18 protein-coding genes are annotated in these 20,888 nt (G+C 66.1%); 15 read left to right on the top strand and 3 right to left on the bottom strand.

Annotated features, from left to right (window positions below; translation table 11 throughout):
* Positions 1-31 precede the first annotated feature (31 nt).
* The 9 genes from ACFTOW_RS00330 (at position 32) to ACFTOW_RS00290 (ending at position 9,847) form a co-directional block, all read left to right on the top strand.
* Entirely contained in the window at positions 32-559 is a 528-nt protein-coding gene (locus tag ACFTOW_RS00330; RefSeq protein ID WP_379911902.1) for a HugZ family pyridoxamine 5'-phosphate oxidase, read from the top strand.
* Entirely contained in the window at positions 556-1,266 is a 711-nt protein-coding gene (locus ACFTOW_RS00325; RefSeq protein WP_379911900.1) for an alpha/beta fold hydrolase, read from the top strand. The genes ACFTOW_RS00330 and ACFTOW_RS00325 overlap by 4 nt, the downstream gene beginning before the upstream one ends.
* 12 nt (positions 1,267-1,278) lie before the next feature.
* Positions 1,279-2,610, top strand: coding sequence for a lyase family protein (locus ACFTOW_RS00320; RefSeq protein ID WP_379911898.1), 1,332 nt, complete (start codon positions 1,279-1,281; stop codon positions 2,608-2,610).
* A 171-nt stretch (positions 2,611-2,781) separates the two neighbouring features.
* Complete coding sequence (locus tag ACFTOW_RS00315) at positions 2,782-4,818, top strand: oxidoreductase (RefSeq protein WP_379911896.1); 2,037 nt, start codon at positions 2,782-2,784, stop codon at positions 4,816-4,818.
* A complete protein-coding gene (locus ACFTOW_RS00310) occupies positions 4,815-5,591 on the top strand; it encodes a Stf0 family sulfotransferase (protein WP_379911894.1) in 777 nt (258 codons plus the stop codon). The genes ACFTOW_RS00315 and ACFTOW_RS00310 overlap by 4 nt, the downstream gene beginning before the upstream one ends.
* Before the next feature lie 103 nt (positions 5,592-5,694).
* Positions 5,695-6,897 (top strand): TCR/Tet family MFS transporter, encoded by a 1,203-nt coding sequence (locus tag ACFTOW_RS00305; RefSeq protein WP_379911892.1) that lies wholly within the window; start codon positions 5,695-5,697, stop codon positions 6,895-6,897.
* A 90-nt stretch (positions 6,898-6,987) separates the two neighbouring features.
* Positions 6,988-8,073: a Zn-dependent alcohol dehydrogenase gene (locus ACFTOW_RS00300; RefSeq protein WP_379911890.1), complete on the top strand. Its 1,086-nt coding sequence runs from the start codon at positions 6,988-6,990 to the stop codon at positions 8,071-8,073.
* Between the two features lie 134 nt (positions 8,074-8,207).
* The gene (locus tag ACFTOW_RS00295; protein ID WP_379911888.1) at positions 8,208-9,440 is read left to right on the top strand and encodes a mandelate racemase/muconate lactonizing enzyme family protein; all 1,233 of its coding nucleotides are present in this window, start codon (positions 8,208-8,210) and stop codon (positions 9,438-9,440) included.
* A 95-nt stretch (positions 9,441-9,535) separates the two neighbouring features.
* Positions 9,536-9,847 (top strand): ArsR/SmtB family transcription factor, encoded by a 312-nt coding sequence (locus ACFTOW_RS00290; protein WP_379911886.1) that lies wholly within the window; start codon positions 9,536-9,538, stop codon positions 9,845-9,847.
* A gap of 11 nt (positions 9,848-9,858) precedes the next feature.
* Here ACFTOW_RS00290 and ACFTOW_RS00285 read toward each other — a convergent pair whose 3' ends face one another.
* From ACFTOW_RS00285 to ACFTOW_RS00275, 3 genes are read right to left on the bottom strand one after another with little or no spacing between them, the layout of a single operon-like run.
* A complete protein-coding gene (locus tag ACFTOW_RS00285) occupies positions 9,859-10,743 on the bottom strand; it encodes a CobW family GTP-binding protein (protein WP_379911884.1) in 885 nt (294 codons plus the stop codon).
* Positions 10,740-12,368 carry an amidohydrolase gene (locus tag ACFTOW_RS00280; protein ID WP_379911882.1) on the bottom strand — a complete coding sequence of 543 codons (1,629 nt, stop codon included), beginning with the start codon at positions 12,366-12,368 and terminating at the stop codon, positions 10,740-10,742. The genes ACFTOW_RS00285 and ACFTOW_RS00280 overlap by 4 nt, the downstream gene beginning before the upstream one ends.
* 21 nt (positions 12,369-12,389) lie before the next feature.
* Complete coding sequence (locus ACFTOW_RS00275) at positions 12,390-14,018, bottom strand: amidohydrolase (protein ID WP_379911880.1); 1,629 nt, start codon at positions 14,016-14,018, stop codon at positions 12,390-12,392.
* 97 nt (positions 14,019-14,115) lie between these two features.
* Here ACFTOW_RS00275 and ACFTOW_RS00270 point away from each other — a divergent pair, with 97 nt between their 5' ends.
* From ACFTOW_RS00270 to ACFTOW_RS00245, 6 genes are all read left to right on the top strand, one after another.
* The gene (locus ACFTOW_RS00270; RefSeq protein ID WP_379911878.1) at positions 14,116-15,063 is read left to right on the top strand and encodes a LysR family transcriptional regulator; all 948 of its coding nucleotides are present in this window, start codon (positions 14,116-14,118) and stop codon (positions 15,061-15,063) included.
* A 91-nt stretch (positions 15,064-15,154) separates the two neighbouring features.
* Positions 15,155-16,714, top strand: coding sequence for an ABC transporter substrate-binding protein (locus ACFTOW_RS00265; protein ID WP_379911876.1), 1,560 nt, complete (start codon positions 15,155-15,157; stop codon positions 16,712-16,714).
* A 64-nt stretch (positions 16,715-16,778) separates the two neighbouring features.
* Positions 16,779-17,753 carry an ABC transporter permease gene (locus tag ACFTOW_RS00260; RefSeq protein ID WP_379911874.1) on the top strand — a complete coding sequence of 325 codons (975 nt, stop codon included), beginning with the start codon at positions 16,779-16,781 and terminating at the stop codon, positions 17,751-17,753.
* Positions 17,754-17,952: 199 nt separating this feature from the next.
* Positions 17,953-18,825: an ABC transporter permease gene (locus ACFTOW_RS00255; RefSeq protein ID WP_379911872.1), complete on the top strand. Its 873-nt coding sequence runs from the start codon at positions 17,953-17,955 to the stop codon at positions 18,823-18,825.
* The gene (locus ACFTOW_RS00250) at positions 18,825-19,796 is read left to right on the top strand and encodes an ABC transporter ATP-binding protein (RefSeq protein WP_379911870.1); all 972 of its coding nucleotides are present in this window, start codon (positions 18,825-18,827) and stop codon (positions 19,794-19,796) included. The genes ACFTOW_RS00255 and ACFTOW_RS00250 overlap by 1 nt, the downstream gene beginning before the upstream one ends.
* Positions 19,793-20,785, top strand: a complete 993-nt coding sequence (locus ACFTOW_RS00245) for an ABC transporter ATP-binding protein (protein ID WP_379911868.1) — start codon at positions 19,793-19,795, stop codon at positions 20,783-20,785. Before ACFTOW_RS00250 ends, ACFTOW_RS00245 begins: the two co-directional genes overlap by 4 nt.
* Positions 20,786-20,888 lie beyond the last annotated feature (103 nt).

Raw genomic sequence — 20,888 nt, 5'->3', positions numbered from 1 at the left:
AAGCACACGTCCCCGCACAAGGCCTGCCAGAATGCCCAAGCCCGACCTGTTTCAACCCGCCGATGATGACGCCCGCCGGATCGCCCGCGACCTGATCGCGCAGGCCACCCACGCCGCGCTGGCCGTGATCCGCCCGGGCACCACCCTGCCCTCGGTCACCCGCATCGCCATGGCCACCGATCCGCAGGGCGCGCCGCTGTCGCTGATCTCGTCGCTGTCGCATCACACCGCAGCACTGGATGCGTCCCCCGATTGCGCCCTGCTGCTGGGCGAGCCCGGCGACAAGGGCGATCCGCTGACCCATCCGCGCCTGACGGTCCATGCCCGCGCGCAGTTGATCCCGCGCGACAGCGCCGATCATGCGCCGCTGCGCGATCACTACCTGACCCAACGGCCCAAGGCGAAACTCTACATCGACTTTGCCGATTTCCGGCTGGTGCGCTTTGCCGTCACCGATGCACTGCTGAACGGCGGTTTCGGCAAGGCCTATATCCTGTCCGCCGCCGACCTGATCGCGCCTTTCCCTGCCCCGCAAACCGTGCCAGAACACAAGGCATGAGCGATTTTCTTCTGATCCACGGGGCGGCCCATGGCGCATGGTGCTGGCTCGATGTCATCCCCGAATTGCAGGCATTGGGCCACACGGCCCGCGCCATCGACCTGCCCGGCCACGGGGCCGACGCCACGCCCTATACCGATGTGACGCTGGACGCCTATGCCGATGCGATCACCGCCGCACTGGACACGCCCACCATCCTTGTGGGCCATTCCATGGGCGGCTACCCGATCACGCTGGCCGCGGAACGGGCACCGCAAAACGTGCAGATGCTGATCTATGTCTGCGCCTATGTGCCAAAACCCGGCCTCAGCCTGTCGCAGATGCGGATGGAGGCCCCGTATCAGCCCCTGCTGCCGCACATTCGGATGACCGATGACAAACAGGGCTGGACCGTCGCGCGCGCCGACCTGCACGACCTGTTCTATCACGACTGCCCGCCCGGCACGGTGGACTATGCCGCCGACAACCTGTGCATTCAGGCGACGCAACCCACATCGGTGCCGGTCACGACAACCGGGCGCAGCGCGCCTATCCCGCGCCGCTATATCCGCTGCGCCGACGATCGCACCATCCCGCCGGAATACCAGATCACCATGACGCAGGATTGGCCCGCCGGTCACATCACCACTATGGGCTGCGCCCATTCGCCGTTCTTCGCGCAGCCCGCCGCACTGGCCGCGCATCTGCACGGATTTGCTCAAGGATAAGGCAGGCAAGACATGGCCGGATCGGTGTACGACAGCGCGCTCTATCATCAGCTTTTCCCGGCAGGCGACGCCACCCGCCTGTTCACCGACACCGCCGAGATCCGCGCCATGATGCTGGTGCAGGGCACGCTGGCCAAGGTGCAGGGCGATCTGGGCGTGATCCCCGAAACCGCCGCCGCCTTCATCCACCGCTCGTCTATGGAAATCGTGATCGACGCAGGCGCGCTGGCGCAGGCCACGGGCCAGAACGGCGTCACTGTGCCGGGGCTGGTCGCCGCCTTTCGCAAGGAAATGGCCGCGCCCGAACATGCGCAATACCTGCATTTCGGGGCCACCAGCCAGGACATCATGGACACCGGTCTGATGCTGCGGCTGCGCCAGTTCCTGGCGCTGGTCGAGCGGGATATGCGCGCCACCCTGACCGCCCTGGCCCGGCTGGCGCAGGATCATGCCGACACGCCGATGGCCGCGCGCACCTATGGTCAGCACGCCACCCCCACCAGTTTTGGCGCGGTGGTGGCGGGTTGGGGTCAGCCACTGCTGGGCCTGCTGGCCGAATTGCCCGCCCTGCGCGGCCATCTGTGCGTGTCGCTGTCGGGTGCCGCAGGCACCGGCGCGGCCCTCGGCCCACAGGCCGCCGCGATCCGCGCGCAGATGGCCACCGCCCTTGGTCTGGCCGATCCCGGCCACACATGGCACGCCGACCGATCCGGCCTGCAGGCGATCTGCGCCTGGCTGACACGTCTGGCCACCGCCCTTGGCAAGATGGGCGAGGATCTGATCCTGCTCACGCAGTCCGGCATCTCCGAGGTCACGCTGGACGGGGCCGGCGGGTCGTCCACCATGCCGCAAAAGCAAAACCCGGTGGGGCCCTCCGCCATGACGGCGCTGGCGCGGCAGGTCGTGGCCCTGAACACCGTGATGCAGGGGGCCGCCCTGCACCGCGAGCAGCGCGACGGCGCGGCGTGGTTCACCGAATGGCTGACCCTGCCGCAACTCTGCCTTGGCACCGCTGCCGCGCTGACCCATGCCAACCGGCTGGCGACCAGCGTCACGCCCGATCCCGCCGCCATGCGCGCGGCGCTCGAGTCCAGCGGCGGGTTGATCCATGCCGAGGCGCTGTCCTTCCGGCTGGCCCGGACCCTGCCCCGCCCGCAGGCGCAGGCACAGGTCAAGACGCTGTGCCAGCAGGCGATGGCCCAAGGGGCTGATCTGGCCGCCCTCGCCCGCGCTGCCTTTCCCGATCTGGCGCTCGACGACATCTTTGACCCCAGCCGGCAGATGGGCCACGCGCCGCAAACCGCGCGCGCCTTTGCGCAGGCCGTGACCGACCTGCCCGGCTGACCGAGGCTGACCACCGGTCTCACCCGGTCTGCCGCCCTTTCACAGGCGCGCGCAATGCGTATGCGATGTGCATGACAAGTGCATGGGGGGGCATCGCCTTTCCGGCCCTCTTGACAGCCGCCCGCCGCCCCGAAACGCTGCGCTTGTCCCACCGGCACGAAAGGCAGGCCCATGTCCAAGGATCCGTTGCTCCAGCCCTACCAGCTCAAGCATCTGCCGCTGAAGAACCGGATCATGACCACCAGCCACGAACCCGCCTATCCCGAGGACGGGATGCCCAAGGACCGCTATCGCGCCTATCACGTCGAACGCGCCAAAGGCGGTGTCGCGATGACGATGACCGCAGGCTCGGCCATCGTGTCGCGCGACAGCCCGCCCGCGTTCAACAACGTATTGGCCTACAAGGACGAAGTCGTGCCATGGCTGCAAAAACTGTCTGATGAGTGCCACGACCACGGCTGCGCAGTGATGATCCAGTTGACCCATCTGGGCTGGCGCACGGGGTGGAACAAGGGCGACTGGCTGCCCTCGCTGGCACCATCCGGGATGCGCGAACCGGCGCACCGGGCCTTTCCCAAGGTGATGGAGGATTGGGACATCGCCCGCATCATCGCCGACTATGCCGATGCCGCCGAACGCATGCAGGCCGCCGGTCTGGACGGCATCGAGCTGGAGGCTTACGGTCACCTGATGGACGCCTTCTGGTCGCCGCGCCAGAACGCCCTAACCGGGCCATACAACGGCGATCTGACCGCCAGAATGCGCTTTTCACTGGACGTCCTGGCCGCCATCCGCGACCGCGTCGGCCCTGATTTCATTGTCGGACTCCGCTATACCGCCGATGATCTGGCGCCGGGCGGGATCAGCACCGAGGACGGGATCGAGATCGGCAGACGCCTGCGCGACACCGGGCAGGTGGATTTCCTGAACGTGATCCGGGGCCGTGTCGAAACCGATGCAAAGCTGACCGACGTGATCCCGGTGCAGGGCATGGCCTATGCCCCGCATCTGGATTTCGCCGGGCGCATCCGGGCCGAGGTGGGCCTGCCGACCTTTCACGCCGCGCGCATCCCCGATGTGGCCACCGCCCGCCACGCCGTCGCCACCGGGCAACTGGACATGGTCGGCATGACCCGCGCCCATATGACCGATCCCTACATCGTGCAGAAAATCATGGCAGGGCAAGAGGATACGATCCGTCCCTGCGTCGGCGCCACCTACTGCCTCGACCGCATCTATCAGGGCGGCGAGGCGCTGTGCATCCACAACGCGGCCACGGGGCGCGAGCTGGAGCTGCCCCACATCATCCCGCCCAGCCCCACACCCCGCCGCGTGGTGATCGTGGGCGCAGGCCCGGCCGGGCTGGAGGCCGCGCGCGTCGCCTCCGAACGCGGGCACGAGGTGACGGTGCTCGAGGCCGCAGACAAGCCCGGCGGGCAGATCCGCCTGACCGCGCAGGACAGACGCCGGGCCGAGATGACCGGCATCATCGACTGGCGCATGGCGCAATGCGCCGCCCGCGATGTCGCGTTCCGGTTCAACACCTTCGCCGAGGCCGAGGATGTCACCGCCCTGCACCCCGACCTGGTCATCGTGGCCACCGGGGGCCTGCCAAACACGCAGGTGCTGGAGGACGGCAACGAGCTTGTCGTCAGCACCTGGGACATCCTGTCGGGTGATGTAAAACCGGGGCAGGATGTGCTGATCTTTGACGATGCGGGCGATCACCCGGCCCTGATGGCCGCCGACGTGATCGCGCAGACCGGCGCGCAGGTCGAGATCATGACCCCCGACCGCAGCTTTGCCCCCGAGGTGATGGGCATGAACCTGGTCCCCTACATGCGCAACCTGCAGGACAGGAATACAAGGTTCACGGTCACCTACCGGCTGAAATCCGTCGCGCGCGACGGCAACCGGCTGGCCGCCACCATCGGCACCGATTACAGCGACCACACACAGATGCGCCATTTCGATCAGGTGGTGGTCAACCACGGCACCGTGCCGCTGGACGCGCTGTATTTCGACCTCAAGCCGCTGTCGCGCAACCTGGGCGAACTGGATCACGACGCCTTCATCGCGCGTGCCCCGCAGCGGCTGGAACCCAACCCCGAAGGCTCCTTCCACCTGTTCCGCATCGGCGACGCCGTCAGCGCGCGCAACACCCATGCCGCGATCTATGACGCGCTGCGGCTGATGGTGGCGAATTGACCGGGACAGCAGGATACGACAGCTACATCATCTGCGCCACGCCCCGCAGCGGCAGCACGCTGCTATGCGACATGCTTGAAGCGACGGGCGTGGCCGGGAAGCCGGATTCGTTTTTCATGGCCGATCCCGATCCGCATTGGCAGCAGGTCTGGGGCCTGCCGCAGCCCGACGCGCCGGACGATGCGGCTTATGCCCGTGCCTTCATCGCGGCGGCAAGGCGCGCGGGCCGCGATGCGACCGGGCTGTTCGGGATGCGCCTGATGCAGCGTGATCTGGACAGGTTTCTGGGGCTGGTCCAGCTTGCCAGCCCCGCGCAGACCAACACGCGCGACCGCCTGACCCACTGCCTTGGCCGCTGCCTGTTCGTGCATCTGACCCGCGAGGACAAGCTGGCACAGGCCGTGTCGCTGGTGATCGCACAACAGACCGGCCTTTGGCACATCACCGCGTCCGGGGCCGAGCGTGAGCGTCTCGCCTCTCCCGCCCCGCCACGCTATGACCACAGCCGGATCGCCCATGCCCTGTCCGACCTGACACGGCAGGACAGGCTGTGGGCAGACTGGTTCAACGAAACCGGCATCCGTCCGGTCAACCTGAGCTACACGGCCCTGTCTGCCGATCCCGGCGCCGAGGTGGCGCGGCTGTGCCGGTCGCTGGGGGTTCAACCGCCCGACCTGCGGACCCTGCGCCCTGATGTCGGGAAACTGGCAAACGCCTTGAACGTAGAGTGGATCAGCCGCTTTTCGCAGGGCGGGACACTGATGCAAGAGTGACGAAACCCGACAGGCAGGGTGGGCAATCCGGCCCACCTGACGTCACCGCTTTCCCTTTGCGCGCGCCCGGCCTATCGTCCGGCAAACCGATCAAAGGCCGCCCATGCCCCTGCCCGTCCTGTTCATCCTGCTGACCGTCGTTCTGAATGCCATGGGGATCGGCCTGATCCTGCCGGTGATGCCCGACCTGATCCGCGAGGTGACTGGCGGCGACATCTCGAACGCGGCGATCTGGGGCGGCATCCTGTCGGCCAGCTTTGCGGTGATGCAGTTCCTGTTCTCGCCCCTTGTGGGCAACCTGTCGGATGCCTTCGGGCGGCGGCCGGTCATCCTGATCTCGCTGCTGGCAATGGCGCTGGACTACATCGTGATGGCGCTGGCCGGCTCGATCTGGCTGCTGCTGGCCGGGCGCATCTTTGGCGGGATCACGGCGGCCACCAATGCCACCGCCACCGCCTACATGGCCGATATCTCGACCCCGGCGGAAAAGGCGCGCAACTTCGGCCTGATTGGCGCGGGCTTTGGCGTGGGCTTTGTCTTTGGCCCGATGCTGGGCGGGCTGCTGGCCGAATACGGCACCCGCGCGCCGTTCTATGCCGCAGCCGCGCTGTCGCTGGCCAACACTGCCTTCGGCTGGGTCGTCCTGCGCGAAACCGTCACCGACGCCACCCGCCGCCCCTTTGCCATGCGCCGCGCCAATCCGTTCGGGGCGTTCCGCGCGGTGGGCCGCCTGCCCGATCTGACGACACTGCTTTGGGTGTTCTTCTTCTTTCAGGTCGCCACCATGGTCTATCCCGCGATCTGGGCCTATTTCACGGTCGAACGCTTCGGCTGGTCCCCCGGTCTGGTCGGGATCAGCCTGGCAGTTTACGGCGTGTCCATCGCCGTCGTGCAGGGCGTGCTGGTGCGCCCCGCGATCCGCGCGATGGGCGAACGCCGCACGGTGATCTTCGGCCTTGCGATCGAGGTGGTCAGCCTTGTGATCCTTGGCCTGATCACCTCGGGCACCGCCGTGCTGTTCCTGATCCCGGTCACCGCCGTCGGGGCGATCGGCATGCCCGCGCTACAGGGGATCATGTCGCGCCTGACACCCGACAACGCGCAGGGCGAATTGCAGGGCGTGCTGGCCTCGGTCACCTCGGTCGCGATGATCATGGCCCCGGTGGTGATGACGCAGATCTTTGCCGCCTTCACCGGACCGGGGGCCAGCCCCTACCTGCCCGGCGCGCCGTTCCTGCTGGCCGCGCTGCTGATGGCGATCAGCCTTGTCCTGTTCCGCGCCCGCATCGCGCCGCAAACCGTCTGAGTTCCGCCATGCGGGCGGATATTTCGCCTTGCATGGGCGGCACGGCCAAGGCAGGCTCCGCCCAAATCTGACCCGAGGGAGAGAGACCACATGCCCACCATCAAGGCCGCCGTGTGCCATGAATTCAACGCCCCGCTGGTGATCGAGGATATCGACCTGCGCGCCCCCGCGATAGGCGAGGTCGAGGTGAAGCTGGACGCGGTCGCGATCTGCCATTCCGACATTTCCTTCTGGCAGGGCGGGTTCGGCGGCACGCTGCCCGCAGTGTATGGCCACGAGGCCGCCGGAACCGTCACCGCCGTGGGCGCGGGCGTGCAGGGCATCAGTGTGGGCGACAGCGTCTGCGCCACGCTGATCCGCGCCTGCGGGCATTGCCGGTCCTGCGGCTCGGGCAAGCCCACGATCTGCGAAACCCCCTATGACCGCAGCAAGGGGCCGCTTTCCACGCTCGACGGTCAACCGATCGACCACGGGCTGGCCATCGCCGCCTTTGCCGAAAAGGTGGTGGTCGATCAGTCCCAGGTCGCGGTGATCCCGGGCGACATGCCCAAGGATGTCGCCTCGCTGATCTCCTGCGGGGTGATCACCGGGCTGGGCGCCGCCGTCATCGCCGCCGATGTGCGCCCCGGTCAGGACGTGGTGGTGATCGGCGCAGGTGGCGTCGGCCTGAACGCCATTCAGGGCGCGCGGCTGGCAGGTGCGCGCCGCGTCGTTGCCGTGGACATGAGCGAGGAGAAACTGGACATCGCCCGCGAATTCGGCGCGACCGACGGCGTTCTGGGCACCGGCAAACCGTGGTCCGAGGTCAAGAAGCTGCTGGGCCGGGGGGCCGATGCCGTGCTGGTGACCGTGGGGGCCGCGGCGGTCTATGACAAGGCCCCGCGCTACATCGCCAATGGCGGCAACGTGGTGATGGTCGGCATGCCGCATCTGGACCAGACCGCCAGTTATTCCCCCATCATCATGGCCGATGCGGGCCAGGGCATGATCGGCTCGAAGATGGGCGACATTGTGATCAAGCGCGACATCCCCTGGATCGTCGATCTGTATCAGCAGGGCCGCCTGAAACTGGACGAGCTGATCTCGGGCCGCTGGGAGCTTGACCAGATCAACGAGGCGATCGCCGACACCCTGACCGGGGCCGCCCGCCGCAACGTGATCACCTTCAAGCGCTGAACCGGCCCGCATATCCGCAAAGCCCCCTGGTTTCCTCTCTCTGCAAATATCCCGGGGGGTGTGGGGGGCAGCGCCCCCCACCTCGTCGGACCGGCAATGCCGGTCCGAAACCCCTCTGACCAAGGACCACGCCGATGAAACTGACCGATCTCGACATCATCGTGACATCGCCGCCCGCACCGGGCTGGGGCGGGCGCTACTGGATCCTGGTCAAGCTGACCACCGACACCGGCATCACCGGCTGGGGCGAGGTCTATGCCGCCTCGGTCGGCCCCGAGGCGATGAAACACGTCATCACCGACGTGTTCAGCCGCCACATGGCCGGTGAAAACCCCGAAAACATCGAATTGATGTTCCGCCGCGCCTATTCCAGCGGCTTCACCCAGCGCCCCGACCTGACCGTGATGGGTGCGTTTTCGGGACTCGAGATCGCCTGCTGGGATATTCTGGGCAAGCACCGCGAGCGGCCGGTCTATGCGCTGCTGGGCGGGCGGATGAACGACCGTGTCCGCGCCTATACCTATCTCTACCCCCTGCCCCACCACGACATGACCGAATTCTGGGTTTCGCCCGAAATGAATGCCGAGACCGCCGACGATTACGTCGCGCGCGGCTGGACGGCGGTGAAATTCGACCCCGCAGGCCCCTACACCATGCGCGGCGGGCATATGCCCGCGATGTCCGACATCTCCCGCTCGGTCGCCTTTTGCAAGGCCATCCGCGAGGTGGTGGGCGACCGCGCCGACCTGCTGTTCGGCACCCATGGGCAGTTCACCCCGGCAGGCGCGATCCGGCTGGGTCAGGCGCTGGAACCCTACAGCCCGCTGTGGTTCGAAGAGCCCATTCCGCCCGACAACCTGCTGGATTTCGCCCGCGTCGCACAGGCCGTGCGCATTCCCGTCGCCACCGGCGAGCGGATGACCACCAAGGCCGAGTTCGCCATGCTGCTGCGCACTGGCGGGGCCGAGATCCTGCAACCCGCCCTTGGCCGTGCGGGCGGCATATGGGAGATGAAGAAGCTCGCCGCCATGGCCGAGGCGTTCGGCGCGCAGATGGCCCCGCATCTGTATGCCGGTCCGATCGAGTGGGCCGCCAACCTGCATCTGGCCACCTCTATCCCCAACATCCTGATGGCCGAAACCATCGAAAGCCCGTTCCACGACGCGCTGATCAAGGGCACGATCCGGGCCGAGGAAGGGTTCATTTCCCTGTCCGACACCCCCGGTCTGGGCATCGAGGTCGACGAGGATCTGGCCCGCGCACACCCCTATACCGGCACCGGCCTGCACCTCGAAATGCGGCAAGAGCCTTGCGATTACGCAAAAGGCAACCATTTTGAGGGTGGCGCACCGGCTGCAGACCGGTAATATGCCCATCCCATGGGGATTATGGTATGAATATACAAACTGATCGGGTTGATGACGCTTTGAACACTCAGGCCCCCCCGGCCCCGCCCTCGGAAATGGCGCGCAACGCGCAGGCGGCGGCGGCCTATCTCAAGACACTGGCGCATGAGGGCCGATTGATGATCCTGTGCCATCTCGGCTCGGGCGAGAAATCGGTGGGCGAGCTGGAAGACCTGCTTGAGATCCGGCAGGCCGCCGTCAGCCAGATGCTGGCCCGCCTGCGCGAAGAGGGTCTTGTGACCACCCGCCGTGAAGGCAAGACGATCTATTACAGCCTCGCCGATGAAAACACGTCCGAGGTGATCGGCCTGCTGTACCGCTTGTTCTGCGCCCCTTCCGATCAGCCCGACGGCAAACCCGCCTGCTGATCATCCGGGGTTCAGCCTGACCGCGCAGACCACCACCGCGCAATGGCGTCACGGTCCACCCGCCCTTCCAGCCCGATTGCCACAAGCGTCGTGCGATCCGCCTGCGCAGGCTTGATGTCCTGCGTGGCCCCCACCACATGCACCTCATGCGCGCCGCCACCGGGTGTCAGCACCTTGCCCTTGATGCGATAGAGCCCATCGGGCCTGCGCGCCAAGAGCGCCTCCAGCGCGGCACGATCCAGCATCTCCTCGCCCTCGTGCGCCCAGCCGACATAACCGGGATGCGCCGGGTTTACCGCGCGCGCGTCGCCCGGCGTCATGCCGGTCAGCAGCGGCGCCACCGTGCCCGCCTGCGCCAGATCGACCAACGGGGCGGGCGACAGCGCCGCCAGCCGTGCCGCCAACCCGCCCGGCAGGCCATCCGCCGCCTTGGACACAAGCACCAGATCGGCCACCGCCACCTGACCGCGGATCTGCGGCCCGATCTGCGCATCATCGGCCAGCGCGGGCCAGTTCAGCGCATCGACCACAACCGCGATGCCCCCATAGGCCATCTCGGGCTCGGCCCTTGCGGCCATGGCGATCTTGGCCGGATCGGCGATGCCCGACGCCTCGATCACCAGATGATCCGGGCGCGGACGCCGGTCCAGCGCATCGCCCAGCGCCATGAACAGATCAGCCCCCATCGTGCAGCACACGCAGCCGTTGGTCAGGCTGATGGTGTCGCCCTCGGCCCGCTCGATCAGGCTGGCATCGATGTTGATGGCTCCGAAATCGTTGACCATCACCATGATGCGCAGCCCGTGATGCTCGGACAGCAGGCGGTTCAGCAGCGTGGTCTTGCCGGCGCCCAGATAGCCGCCGATCACCGTCAAAGGCAGGCGTGGCAGCGTCATGCCAGGTTGACCCGCCCGCCCAGCACAGTACCCAGCACCGGCACATCCTTGAGCGTGACCGGATCGACCGACAGTGGATCATCGCCCAGAATGGCGAAATCGGCCCGCTTGCCGGTCTGGATGCTGCCGACCTCGTGATCCATTTTCAGCGTATAGGCCGCGCCAAGGGTGATCGCGTGCAGCGCCTCGGGCACGGTGATGCACTGCGCCTGCCCCAGCACCCGGCCCGACATGGTCTGCCGGTTGACCGCAATCCATGCGGTGAACAGCGGCCCCAGCGGGGTGACCGGCGCATCCGAATGGATCGCCGCGTGCACGCCCACATCCAGCGCGCTGCGCACCGCATCCATCCGCAGGGCGCGCTGCTCGCCGATGGTCTGCTCGACATGCTTGTCGCCAAAGAAATAGACGTGGTTCGAGAATATGTTGCAGCACAGGCCCAGCTCGACACAGCGTTCGAACTGGTCGCGCCCCATCAACTGGCAATGTTGCAGCACATGGCGCGCGCCGGGCCAGGGGTGGCTGCGGGCGGCGGCGGCCAGCGCGTCGATGGCCACCTCGCTGGCCTCGTCGCCGTTGACGTGGATGTGCATCTGCACGCCGGATTTCTGCATCTCGGCCACCATGCGGTGTATCTCTGCCGGGGCCATGTTCCAGATGCCGTTGGGCTGCCCGCCGACATAGCCGGGCCATTTCACCCGCGCGGTCCAGCCCTGAATCGCGCCGTCGGTCATCAGCTTGACCGCCCCCAGCCGCAGCTTGTCGGTGGACCGCTTGCGCATCTCCAGCGCCAGTGCCGCCGATTGCGCGGGATCGGTGCCCGCCACGCCCATCACGCTGACCAGCCGGGCGGTGAACCCCTCGTCCGAGGTGACCGCCAGCAACGTGTCCAGATCGTCATCCTCCATCTGCGCGTACAGGTCGGTCGAGGTGGTCACGCCGGCGCGCATGCAGACCTCGCCATAGGCGCGGATGGTCTCGGGCTTTTGCGTCAGCCCGCGAAAATCCATGCCGACCCGGCGCATCACCGGGAACATGGCGGCCATTTCCTGCAACTCGCCCGTCGGTTCCCCCTGTGCGTCCTTGACCACGCCTTCGACATTGGTGGTGCGGTCATAGCCCGCCAGCTCCAGCGCCCTGGAATTCACGCACATCAGGTGAAAGTTCGAGAACATGATCGCCACGGGCCGGTCGGGGCTGACCTGATCCAGATGCTTGCGGCTGATCCGCTCGCCCTCGAAAAAGATCGGGTCCAGCCCCCAGCCCAACAGCGGCTCGCCCTCTGGCAACGCGTTGCCATATTCGGTCAGGTCGTGCACCACGGTGGCCAGATCGGGCTTGCCCTGCCACCACTTGCCCTTGGGGTCCATCCGGTCGTGAAACCCGGCATAGGCATAGTTCCACATCGCCCCGGCCATCATATGCGCGTGGCCTTCAACAAGGCCGGGCATCAACACCGCGTGGGACAGGCTGTCATCATGGGTCACGTCGCCCCATTGATCCGCGCAGGTCGCGTCGCCCACGGCCAGGATATGCCCGTCGCGCACGGCCACATGCGTGGCCTCGGGGCGGTTGGTATCCATGGTGATGATCTTTTTCGCCGCAAAGACGGTTATGGCGGACATGAGAGCCCCTTTATCCCTAAGTTACAACAGGTTCGTATGGCCACCGATGACCGTGCCCAGAACCGCGACATCCTTCAGCGTCAGCGGATCGACGGCGGTGGGGTCGTCGCCCAGAACCGCGAAATCCGCGCGTTTGCCTGCGGTGATGCTGCCCACTTCGCCATCCATCTTCAACGTATACGCCGCCCCCATGGTAATGGCATACAGCGCCTCGTCCACCGAAATGCACTGCGCCGCGCCCAGCGTCCGGCCCGACATGGTTTGCCGGTTGACCGCGCACCATGCGGTGAACAGCGGCCCCATGGGCGTGACCGGCGCATCCGAGTGGATCGCCATGTGCACCCCCGCATCCAGCGCCGCCCGGCAGCCGTCCATCCGCGCCGCACGGTCGGCACCGATGGTCAGGGCCGCGTGCTGATCGCCGAAGAACCAGATGTGGTTGGCAAAGAGGTTGACGCAGACGCCCAGTTCGGCGGCGCGGGCAAACAGCGCCGGGCCCATCATCTGCGCATGTTGCAGCACGTGGCGTGCGCCGGGCCAGGGGTGGGCGCGCGCAGCGGCCTCCAGCGCGTCCAGCACCACTTCGCTCGCCTCGTCGCCGTTGGTGTGGATGTGCATCTGGATGCCCGCCTGCTGCATCAGCTTGCAGGTGGCGAAAATCTCGTCCGGGGCCATGTTCCAGATGCCGTTGGGCTGCCCACCGACATAGCCGGGCCATTTCACCCGCGCGCTGAAGCCCTGGATCGAGCCGTCGGTCATCAGCTTGACCGGACCAAAGCGCAGGCAATCGTGGTTCAGCGCGGCCATTGATGCCACCTGCGCGCGCACCACTTCGGGCGTGCTGTGGATGGTCGAGATCGCAGGCATCACGCGCACCGGATACCCCGGCTCGGCGGTGGTGGCGGCCAGCGTGGCAGCGGTATCTTCGGTCAGCATGGCGAACAGATCGGTCGCCGTGGTGACGCCTGCGCGCTGGCAGATGCGGCCAAAGGCGCGCACGTGGCCGGGCTGGTGGCAGCGCGTGCGCGTGTCCATCCCCATCCGGCGCATGACCGGGAACATCGCCGCCATTTCCTGCAACTCGCCGTTGGGGTCGCCATCGGCCCCGCGCATCACGCCTTCGATATTGCTGTGGCGGTCATATCCCACGGCCTCAAGCGCGGCCGAGTTCACGCACATCAGATGCCCCGAGGAATACAGGACCACCACCGGGCGCGTCTTGCTGATCGCGTCCAGATGCGTGCGGTTCAGCCGCTCGGCATCCAGAAAGATCGGATCGAACCCCCAGGCGATCAGCGGCGCATCGGCCTCAAGCGTGTCCAGATGCGCGCGCAGATCGTCAATCACCGTGGCGATATCGGTCTTGCCGCGCCAGTGCCGCCCGTCCGGGTCCACCCGGTCGTGATACCCGGCATAGGCCCATTCCCAGAACACCGTTTCGGCCATGTGGCTGTGGCCTTCGACGAACCCGGGCATCAGAACCGTATCCGACAGGCTGTCATCATGGGTCACCGCGCCCCACTGATCGGCGCATGTCGCGTCGCCCACCGCCAGAATGTGCCCGTCCCTGACAGCGACATGCGTGGCGGTCGGGCGGTTGGGGTCCATCGTAAGGATTTTGCGGGCACTGAAAACGGTGATGTCGGACATCGGCACTCTCCCAACTGATGCATCAGGGGTAGCGCAGCGTTGTAATTGTGGAAAATGGATTTACTGTAGATCAAAGTCTCATTTTCTGGATGAAGCCATGCGGTTCACGCTGAAACAACTGCGCTACTATGATGCCGCGCTGCGCACCGGCTCGATCGCCAAGGCGGCGGCGGCAATGAACATCTCGCAAAGCTCGATCACCGCCGCGCTGGACGTGCTTGAGGAAACGGTGGGGCAGGAACTGTTCCGCCGGGTGCCCGCCAAGGGCATCCAGCCCACCGAGACCGGGCAGGTGGTGGGCCAGCGCATCGCCGGGTTTCTGGAGCATGCCCGCGTGTTCGAATCCGACCTGATGTCGCTGTCGGGCAATCCGACCGGGCGGCTGCATGTGGGCTGCTATTCCCCCAGCGCGCCCTATGTTCTGCCCCGGCTGATGAAAAAAGTGGCGCATCTGCACCCGTCGATCCGGGTCGAACTGGTCGAGGCCGACCTGACCCAGATGCACAGCCTGCTGCAGGAGGGCAAGATCGATCTGGCCCTGACCTATCGCCGCACGGTGCCCGAGGCGCTGCATTTCCTGCCGCTGTTCGAGGCCCGGCCCTATGCCCTGCTGCCCGAGGATTCGCCGCTGGCGGGTCAGACCACCGTGACGCTGCGCGACCTGTCGGCGATGCCGATGGTGCTGCTGGATCTGCCCGATGCCTCCGGCTACTTCTCGGACCTGTTCGCGGAACAAGATCTTGAGTTTCAGACCGTGCACACCACCAAATCATCCTCGGTGCTGCGGGGTCTGGTGGCGGCAGGCTTTGGCCATTCGGTGCTGAATATCTGCAGCCCCGGTGATCTGGACGGCAGCAACGGCTATCTTGTGCGACCAATCGCGGGCCCGGTGCTGACCCCGCTGTTCGGGGTGGCCTATACCGCCGCCGCGCGCCGGTCGACGCTGATGCGCGCGGTGCTGGATGTGTGCCAGGAACTGGCCACCGCTGGCAGTTTCAACGATCTGGTTCTGACCCCGGACCGTCAGTTGGCGCATGAAATGTAGTTTAGAAGCCTATTAAACACGCTTTTCTGTGGCATAGGCCTTCGCTAGCGTGATCCCATAAGCCAAAAGGCACACCACAGGGAGACTGCTGATGAAACTCGTTCCATGCCTATTGGGCGCGGCGGCCATTGCCGTAGGCGCGCTTTACACACCCCCCGTCTGGGCCGACGGCGGCACGCTGGTCATCGTGTCCAGCCAGGTGCCCCGCCACCTGAATGGCGCGGTGCAGTCGGGCATCGCCACCGCCGTGCCATCGACCCAGATCTTTGCCTCGCCGCTGCGCTATGACGAGAACTGGGAGCCACAGCCCTATCTGGCCGAAAGCTGGGAGGTGGCCGAGGATGGCCTGTCGGTCACGCTCAACCTTGTCAAAGGGGCCACTTTCCATGATGGCGAACCCATCACCTCGGAAGACGTGGCGTTTTCCATCATGACGACCAAGGAAAACCACCCGTTCAAGTCCATGTTCGCCCCGGTCGAGGGCGTGGACACGCCCGACGCGCAGACCGCCGTGATCCGCCTGTCGCAACCGCACCCGGCCCTGTTGCTGTCGCTGTCGCCCGCGCTGGCCCCGGTACTGCCCAAGCACATCTACGGCGACGGGCAGGACGTGGCCTCGCACCCGCGCAACAGCACCGATGTTGTCGGCTCGGGCCCGTTCATGTTGCAGGAATTCACCGCGGGCGAGGCGATCGTTCTCAAGAAGAACCCGAATTTCTTCATCGACGGCCGTCCCAAGCTGGATGAAATCCTGATCCGCATCGTCAAGGACCCGTCCGCCCTGCTGATCTCGATGCAGAACGGCGATGCGGACATGTATCCGTTCATGGCAGGCAGCCAGGAAATCCGCCGTTTGCAAGAGGCCGACCACCTGACCATCACCGATCAGGGCTATGCCGCGGTCGGGCCGATCAACTGGCTGGCCTTCAACACCAAGTCCGAAAAGCTGTCGGATGTGCGGGTGCGGCAGGCCATTTCCTATGCGATCGACCGTGAATTCATTACCAAGGCGCTGCATCGCGGTGTCAGCACGGTCCAGCGTGGGCCGATCATCGAAAGCTCGCCGTTCTTCGAGGCCGATATCGAAACCTATGACGTCGATCTGGACAAGGCGCAGGCCCTGATGGCCGAGGCCGGGTTTGCCGACGGCATGGACCTGACCATCGACTATATCCCCGGCCCGAAAGAGCAGCAGCAATCGGTGGCCGAATACATGAAGTCGCAGCTTGGCAAGATCGGCATCAACGTCACCGTGCGCGCCGCGCCCGATTTCCCCACCTGGGCCGGTCGTGTCGGCGGGCATGATTTCGAGATGACGATGGACGTGGTGTTCAACTGGGGCGACCCGGTGATCGGGGTGCACCGCACCTATCTGTGCGACAACATCCGGCAGGGCGTGATCTGGTCGAACACCCAAAGCTATTGCAACGACCAGGTCGATCAGCTTTTGAACGACGCCGCGATCGAGCTGGACCAGGACAAGCGCAAGGCGATGTATTCCGAGTTCCAGCAGATCATCGCGCAGGATGTGCCGATCTACTTCATCAATGCCACGCCCTATCACACCGCCTATGACAAGCGGTTGCAGAACGCACCCACCGGCATCTGGGGCGCAATGCACCCGATGGACAGGGTGGAATGGTCCGAGTGACCGAACCGACACCGGACAGGGCCGCACCACGCGGCCCTGTCCCCATTCCTGCACCGGGGTTGACATGACGCTTTCCTACGTGCTGCGCCGCGTCGGCTATGGCCTTGTGCTGATGCTCTGCGTGGTGATCCTGAACTTCATGCTGATCCGTCTTGCACCTGGCGACCCCGCAGTGGTGATCGCGGGCGAAATGGGCGGCGCGACCGAGGAAATGCTGGACAGCATCCGGCAGGAATACGGTCTGGACAAGCCGGTCGTGACACAGCTGGCGATCTATATCGGCAACGTGCTGCGCGGCGATCTGGGTCAGAGCTTCTTTTTCAACCAGTCTGTGGCCAGCCTGATCGGGCACCGCATCGGCCCGACCATCCTGCTGGTGATCGTGGCACAGATCCTGTCGATCCTGCTGGGCGTGTTTCTGGGTGTCGTCGCCGCGCGCAAGCCCAATGGCGTGCTCAGCGGTTTTGTCTCGGTCTTTGCCACGGTGGGCTATGCGGTGCCGGTGTTCTGGACCGGGATCATGCTGATCATCCTGTTTGCCAGCATGCTGCCGATCTTTCCGGTCGAGGGCATGCAATCGGTGCGTCTGCGCGATGCCGGGCCGCTGGTTCAGGCGCTGGACATCGCCCATCACCTGGTGCTGCCGGCCTTCACGCTGGCCATCATCTACCTGGCGCAATACGCCCGGCTGTCGCGCGCCTCGATGCTCGAGGTGCTGGGATCGGACTACATCCGCACCGCGCGGGCCAAGGGCGCATCCGAGAAATCGGTGCTGTTCAAGCACGCCCTGCGCAATGCCGCCCTGCCAATCCTGACGGTGGCGGGGCTGCAATTCGGCAACCTGATTTCGGGCGCGCTGCTGGTGGAGACCGTGTTCAACTGGCCCGGCATGGGGCGGCTGGCGTTCGATTCCATCCTGCGCCGCGATTACCCGACCATCATGGGCGTGCTGTTCTTTGCCAGCGCGATGGTGGTGGTGGCCAACCTGCTGACCGATGTGAGCTACCGTCTGGCCGACCCGCGACTGCGGGGGCGGTGATGATCCGCACCTGTCAAACAGTTCCACCGCCCCANGATGATCCGCACCTGTCAAACAGTTCCACCGCCCCATGCCTGGTTGGCCCTTAAAACCAAAGGACCAATGGGGGGCCAGCCCCCCAAACCACAGGACCAAATGGGGGGCCAGCCCCCCAAACCCCCCGGGATATTTCCAGAGAGAGGAAGGAGCACAGCGCGGAATGAGTGATCCGACCGACACCTACAAGGCCCAGAGCCCCGCACGCGAGGCGTGGCGCATGTTCCGCCGCAACATCCCGGCACTAGCGGGCACGGCGATGTTGACGGTGATTGTGCTGGCCACACTCTATGGCAGCTTCATCTACACCGGCAATCCGTTCGAAATCGTCTGGGCCCCGCACGAGGCCCCCGGCGTGACACCCGAGTGTCCCCTGGGCACGGATTACCTGGGCCGCGACATCCTGGCGGGCATCCTGACCGGCGGCGGCCCCACCCTAGCGGTGGGGGCCGCGGCGGCGATGATCACGATGGTGATCGGCGTCACCCTGGGCGCGCTGTCGGGATTTTACGGCGGGTGGATCGACAACCTGCTGATGCGCGTGACCGAGTTCTTTCAGGTGCTGCCCGCGCTGCTGTTCGCCATGGTGCTGGTCACGCTGTTCTCGCCCTCGCTCTGGACCATCTCGATCGCCATCGGCGTCGTCAGCTGGCCCCAGACCGCGCGCCTGACCCGCGCCGAGTTCCTCAAGATCAAGGAGCTGGAATACGTCACCGCCGCCCGCGCCATCGGGGCCAGGAACCGCCGCATCATCTGGACCGTGATCCTGCCCAACGCTATGCCTCCGCTGATCGTGTCGGCCACGCTGACCATCGGCATCGCCATCCTGTTCGAGGCGGGGTTGTCCTTTCTGGGCCTGGGCGATCCCAACGTGATGAGCTGGGGCCTGATGATCGGGGCCAACCGCGATTACATCCTAGATGCCTGGTGGCCGGTCACCTTTCCCGGCCTTGCGATCTTTTTCACCGTCTTTTCCGTTAGCCTGATCGGCGACGGGCTGAACGACGCGTTCAATCCCAAACTGAGGGAACGCTGATGGCCCTGCTGGAAATCGAGGACCTGAACGTCACCTTCAACACCCGTCACGGGCAGGTCACCGCGCTGGATTCGGTGTCGATGCACGTGAACGCGGGCGAGACCCTGGGCGTGGTGGGTGAATCCGGCTGCGGCAAGTCGATCACCGCCCTGTCGGTCATGGGGCTGATCCCGATGCCGCCCGGGCGCATTGCGGGCGGATCGATCCGCCTGAACGGCGAAGACCTGGTGGGTGCCAGCGACGCCCGGCTGCGCCAGCTGCGCGGGGCCGAGGTGGCGATGATCTTTCAGGAGCCGATGACCAGCCTGAACCCCGTCTTCACCGTGGGCGACCAGATCGCCGAGGCGATCATACTGCACCAGAACGTCAGCCGCGACCGCGCGTTCCGCGATGCCATTGCCCTGCTCGACCGTGTGGGCATCCCCAGCCCCGACACCCGCGCGCGCGACTATCCGCACCAGTTGTCGGGCGGCATGCGCCAGCGCGTGATGATCGCCATGGCCGTCAGTTGTCGGCCCAAGGTGCTGATCGCGGACGAACCCACCACCGCGCTGGATGTCACCGTGCAGGCGCAGATTTTCGACCTGCTGAACGAGATCCAGCGTGATTTCGGTGCTGCCATCGTGCTGATCACCCATGACATGGGTGCGATCAGCGAAATGGCCGACCGCGTCGCGGTGATGTATGCTGGCCGCGTGATCGAAGAGGCCCGCGCCGACGATGTGCTGGACCACCCCCAGCACCCCTATGCCCGTGGCCTGATCTCGTGCATCCCGGCCCTTGGCAAGGACGATGACAAGCTGCGCGAAATCCCCGGCGTCGTGCCGCCGCTGCACCTGCTGGGGCAGGGCTGCGCCTTTGCCGAGCGGTGCGATCACGCCCAGGCCCGCTGCCTGCGCGAGAAACCGGCGCTGATCGACCACGGCCATCACCCCGCCGCCTGCCACGCCGTTCAGGAGGGCCGGATATGACCGCCCTTCTGGACGTGCAGGACCTGACCGTGCGTTTCGCCATGCCCAAGGCGTCGATCTTCGGGCCGCGCCGGTATCTCGAAGCGGTGCGCGAGGTCTCGTTCACACTCGAACAGGGCCGCGCGCTGGGGATCGTGGGCGAATCCGGTTCGGGCAAGACCACCACCGCGATGGCAGCGATCCGGCTGGTGCCCGCCGCGAACGGCAAGGTAATCTTCGACGGCCAGGATCTGCTGGAGCTGAGCGACGAGGACATGCGCCAGCGCCGCCGTGACGTGCAGCTTATCTTTCAGGACCCCTACAGCAGCCTCAATCCGCGCGCCCGGGTGGCCGACATCGTGCGCGAACCGCTGGACCTGATGGGCATCGGCACAGCCGCCGAACGCCGTGCCCGCGTGACCGAGCTGTTCCGGCTGGTCGGCCTGCGCCCCGATCAGCTCAGCCTGTTTCCGCACCAGTTCTCGGGCGGGCAACGCCAGCGCATCTCGATCGCGCGGGCGCTGACCACCAATCCGCGCCTGCTGGTCTGCGACGAACCGGTCTCGGCGCTCGACGTGGCGATCCAGGCGCAGATCCTGAACCTTCTGGCCCGGCTCAAGACCGAACTGGGTCTGTCCTACCTGTTCATCAGCCATGACCTCGGCGTGGTGCGCCACGTCTGCGACGACGTGGCCGTGATGTATCTGGGCAAGATCGTCGAGATGGGCAGCCGCACCGCCCTGTTCGACAACCCGCAACACCCCTACACACAGGCGCTTTTGTCCGCCGCACCCAGCCTTGCCCGCCGCAAATCGCGCGGCTATGTGCGCCCGCTGAAGATCAGCGGCGACCCTCCAAGCCCGCTCAACCCGCCCAGGGGCTGCGCCTTTGTCGAGCGGTGTCCGCGCGCGCAGGACCTCTGCCGCGCCACCCAGCCCGCGCTGGAAACCGTGGCCGGCCATCAGGTCGCCTGCCACTTCCCCGGACCCGCCGAACCGGCGCACTCCTGAACTGGTCCAGCTTCATCTTGCCAGGTAAACTCCGGGGGGTGAATTGGCCCATCGGGCCAAGAGGGGGGCAGCGCCCCCCTGACACGGCGTGGCCCGCAAGGGC

The organism is Lacimonas salitolerans, from assembly GCF_042677865.1.
GTDB classification, from domain to species: domain Bacteria; phylum Pseudomonadota; class Alphaproteobacteria; order Rhodobacterales; family Rhodobacteraceae; genus Lutimaribacter; species Lutimaribacter salitolerans.
Note: the sequence above shows the minus strand (reverse complement) of the source record. Positions and strands in the feature narration are given on the sequence as shown.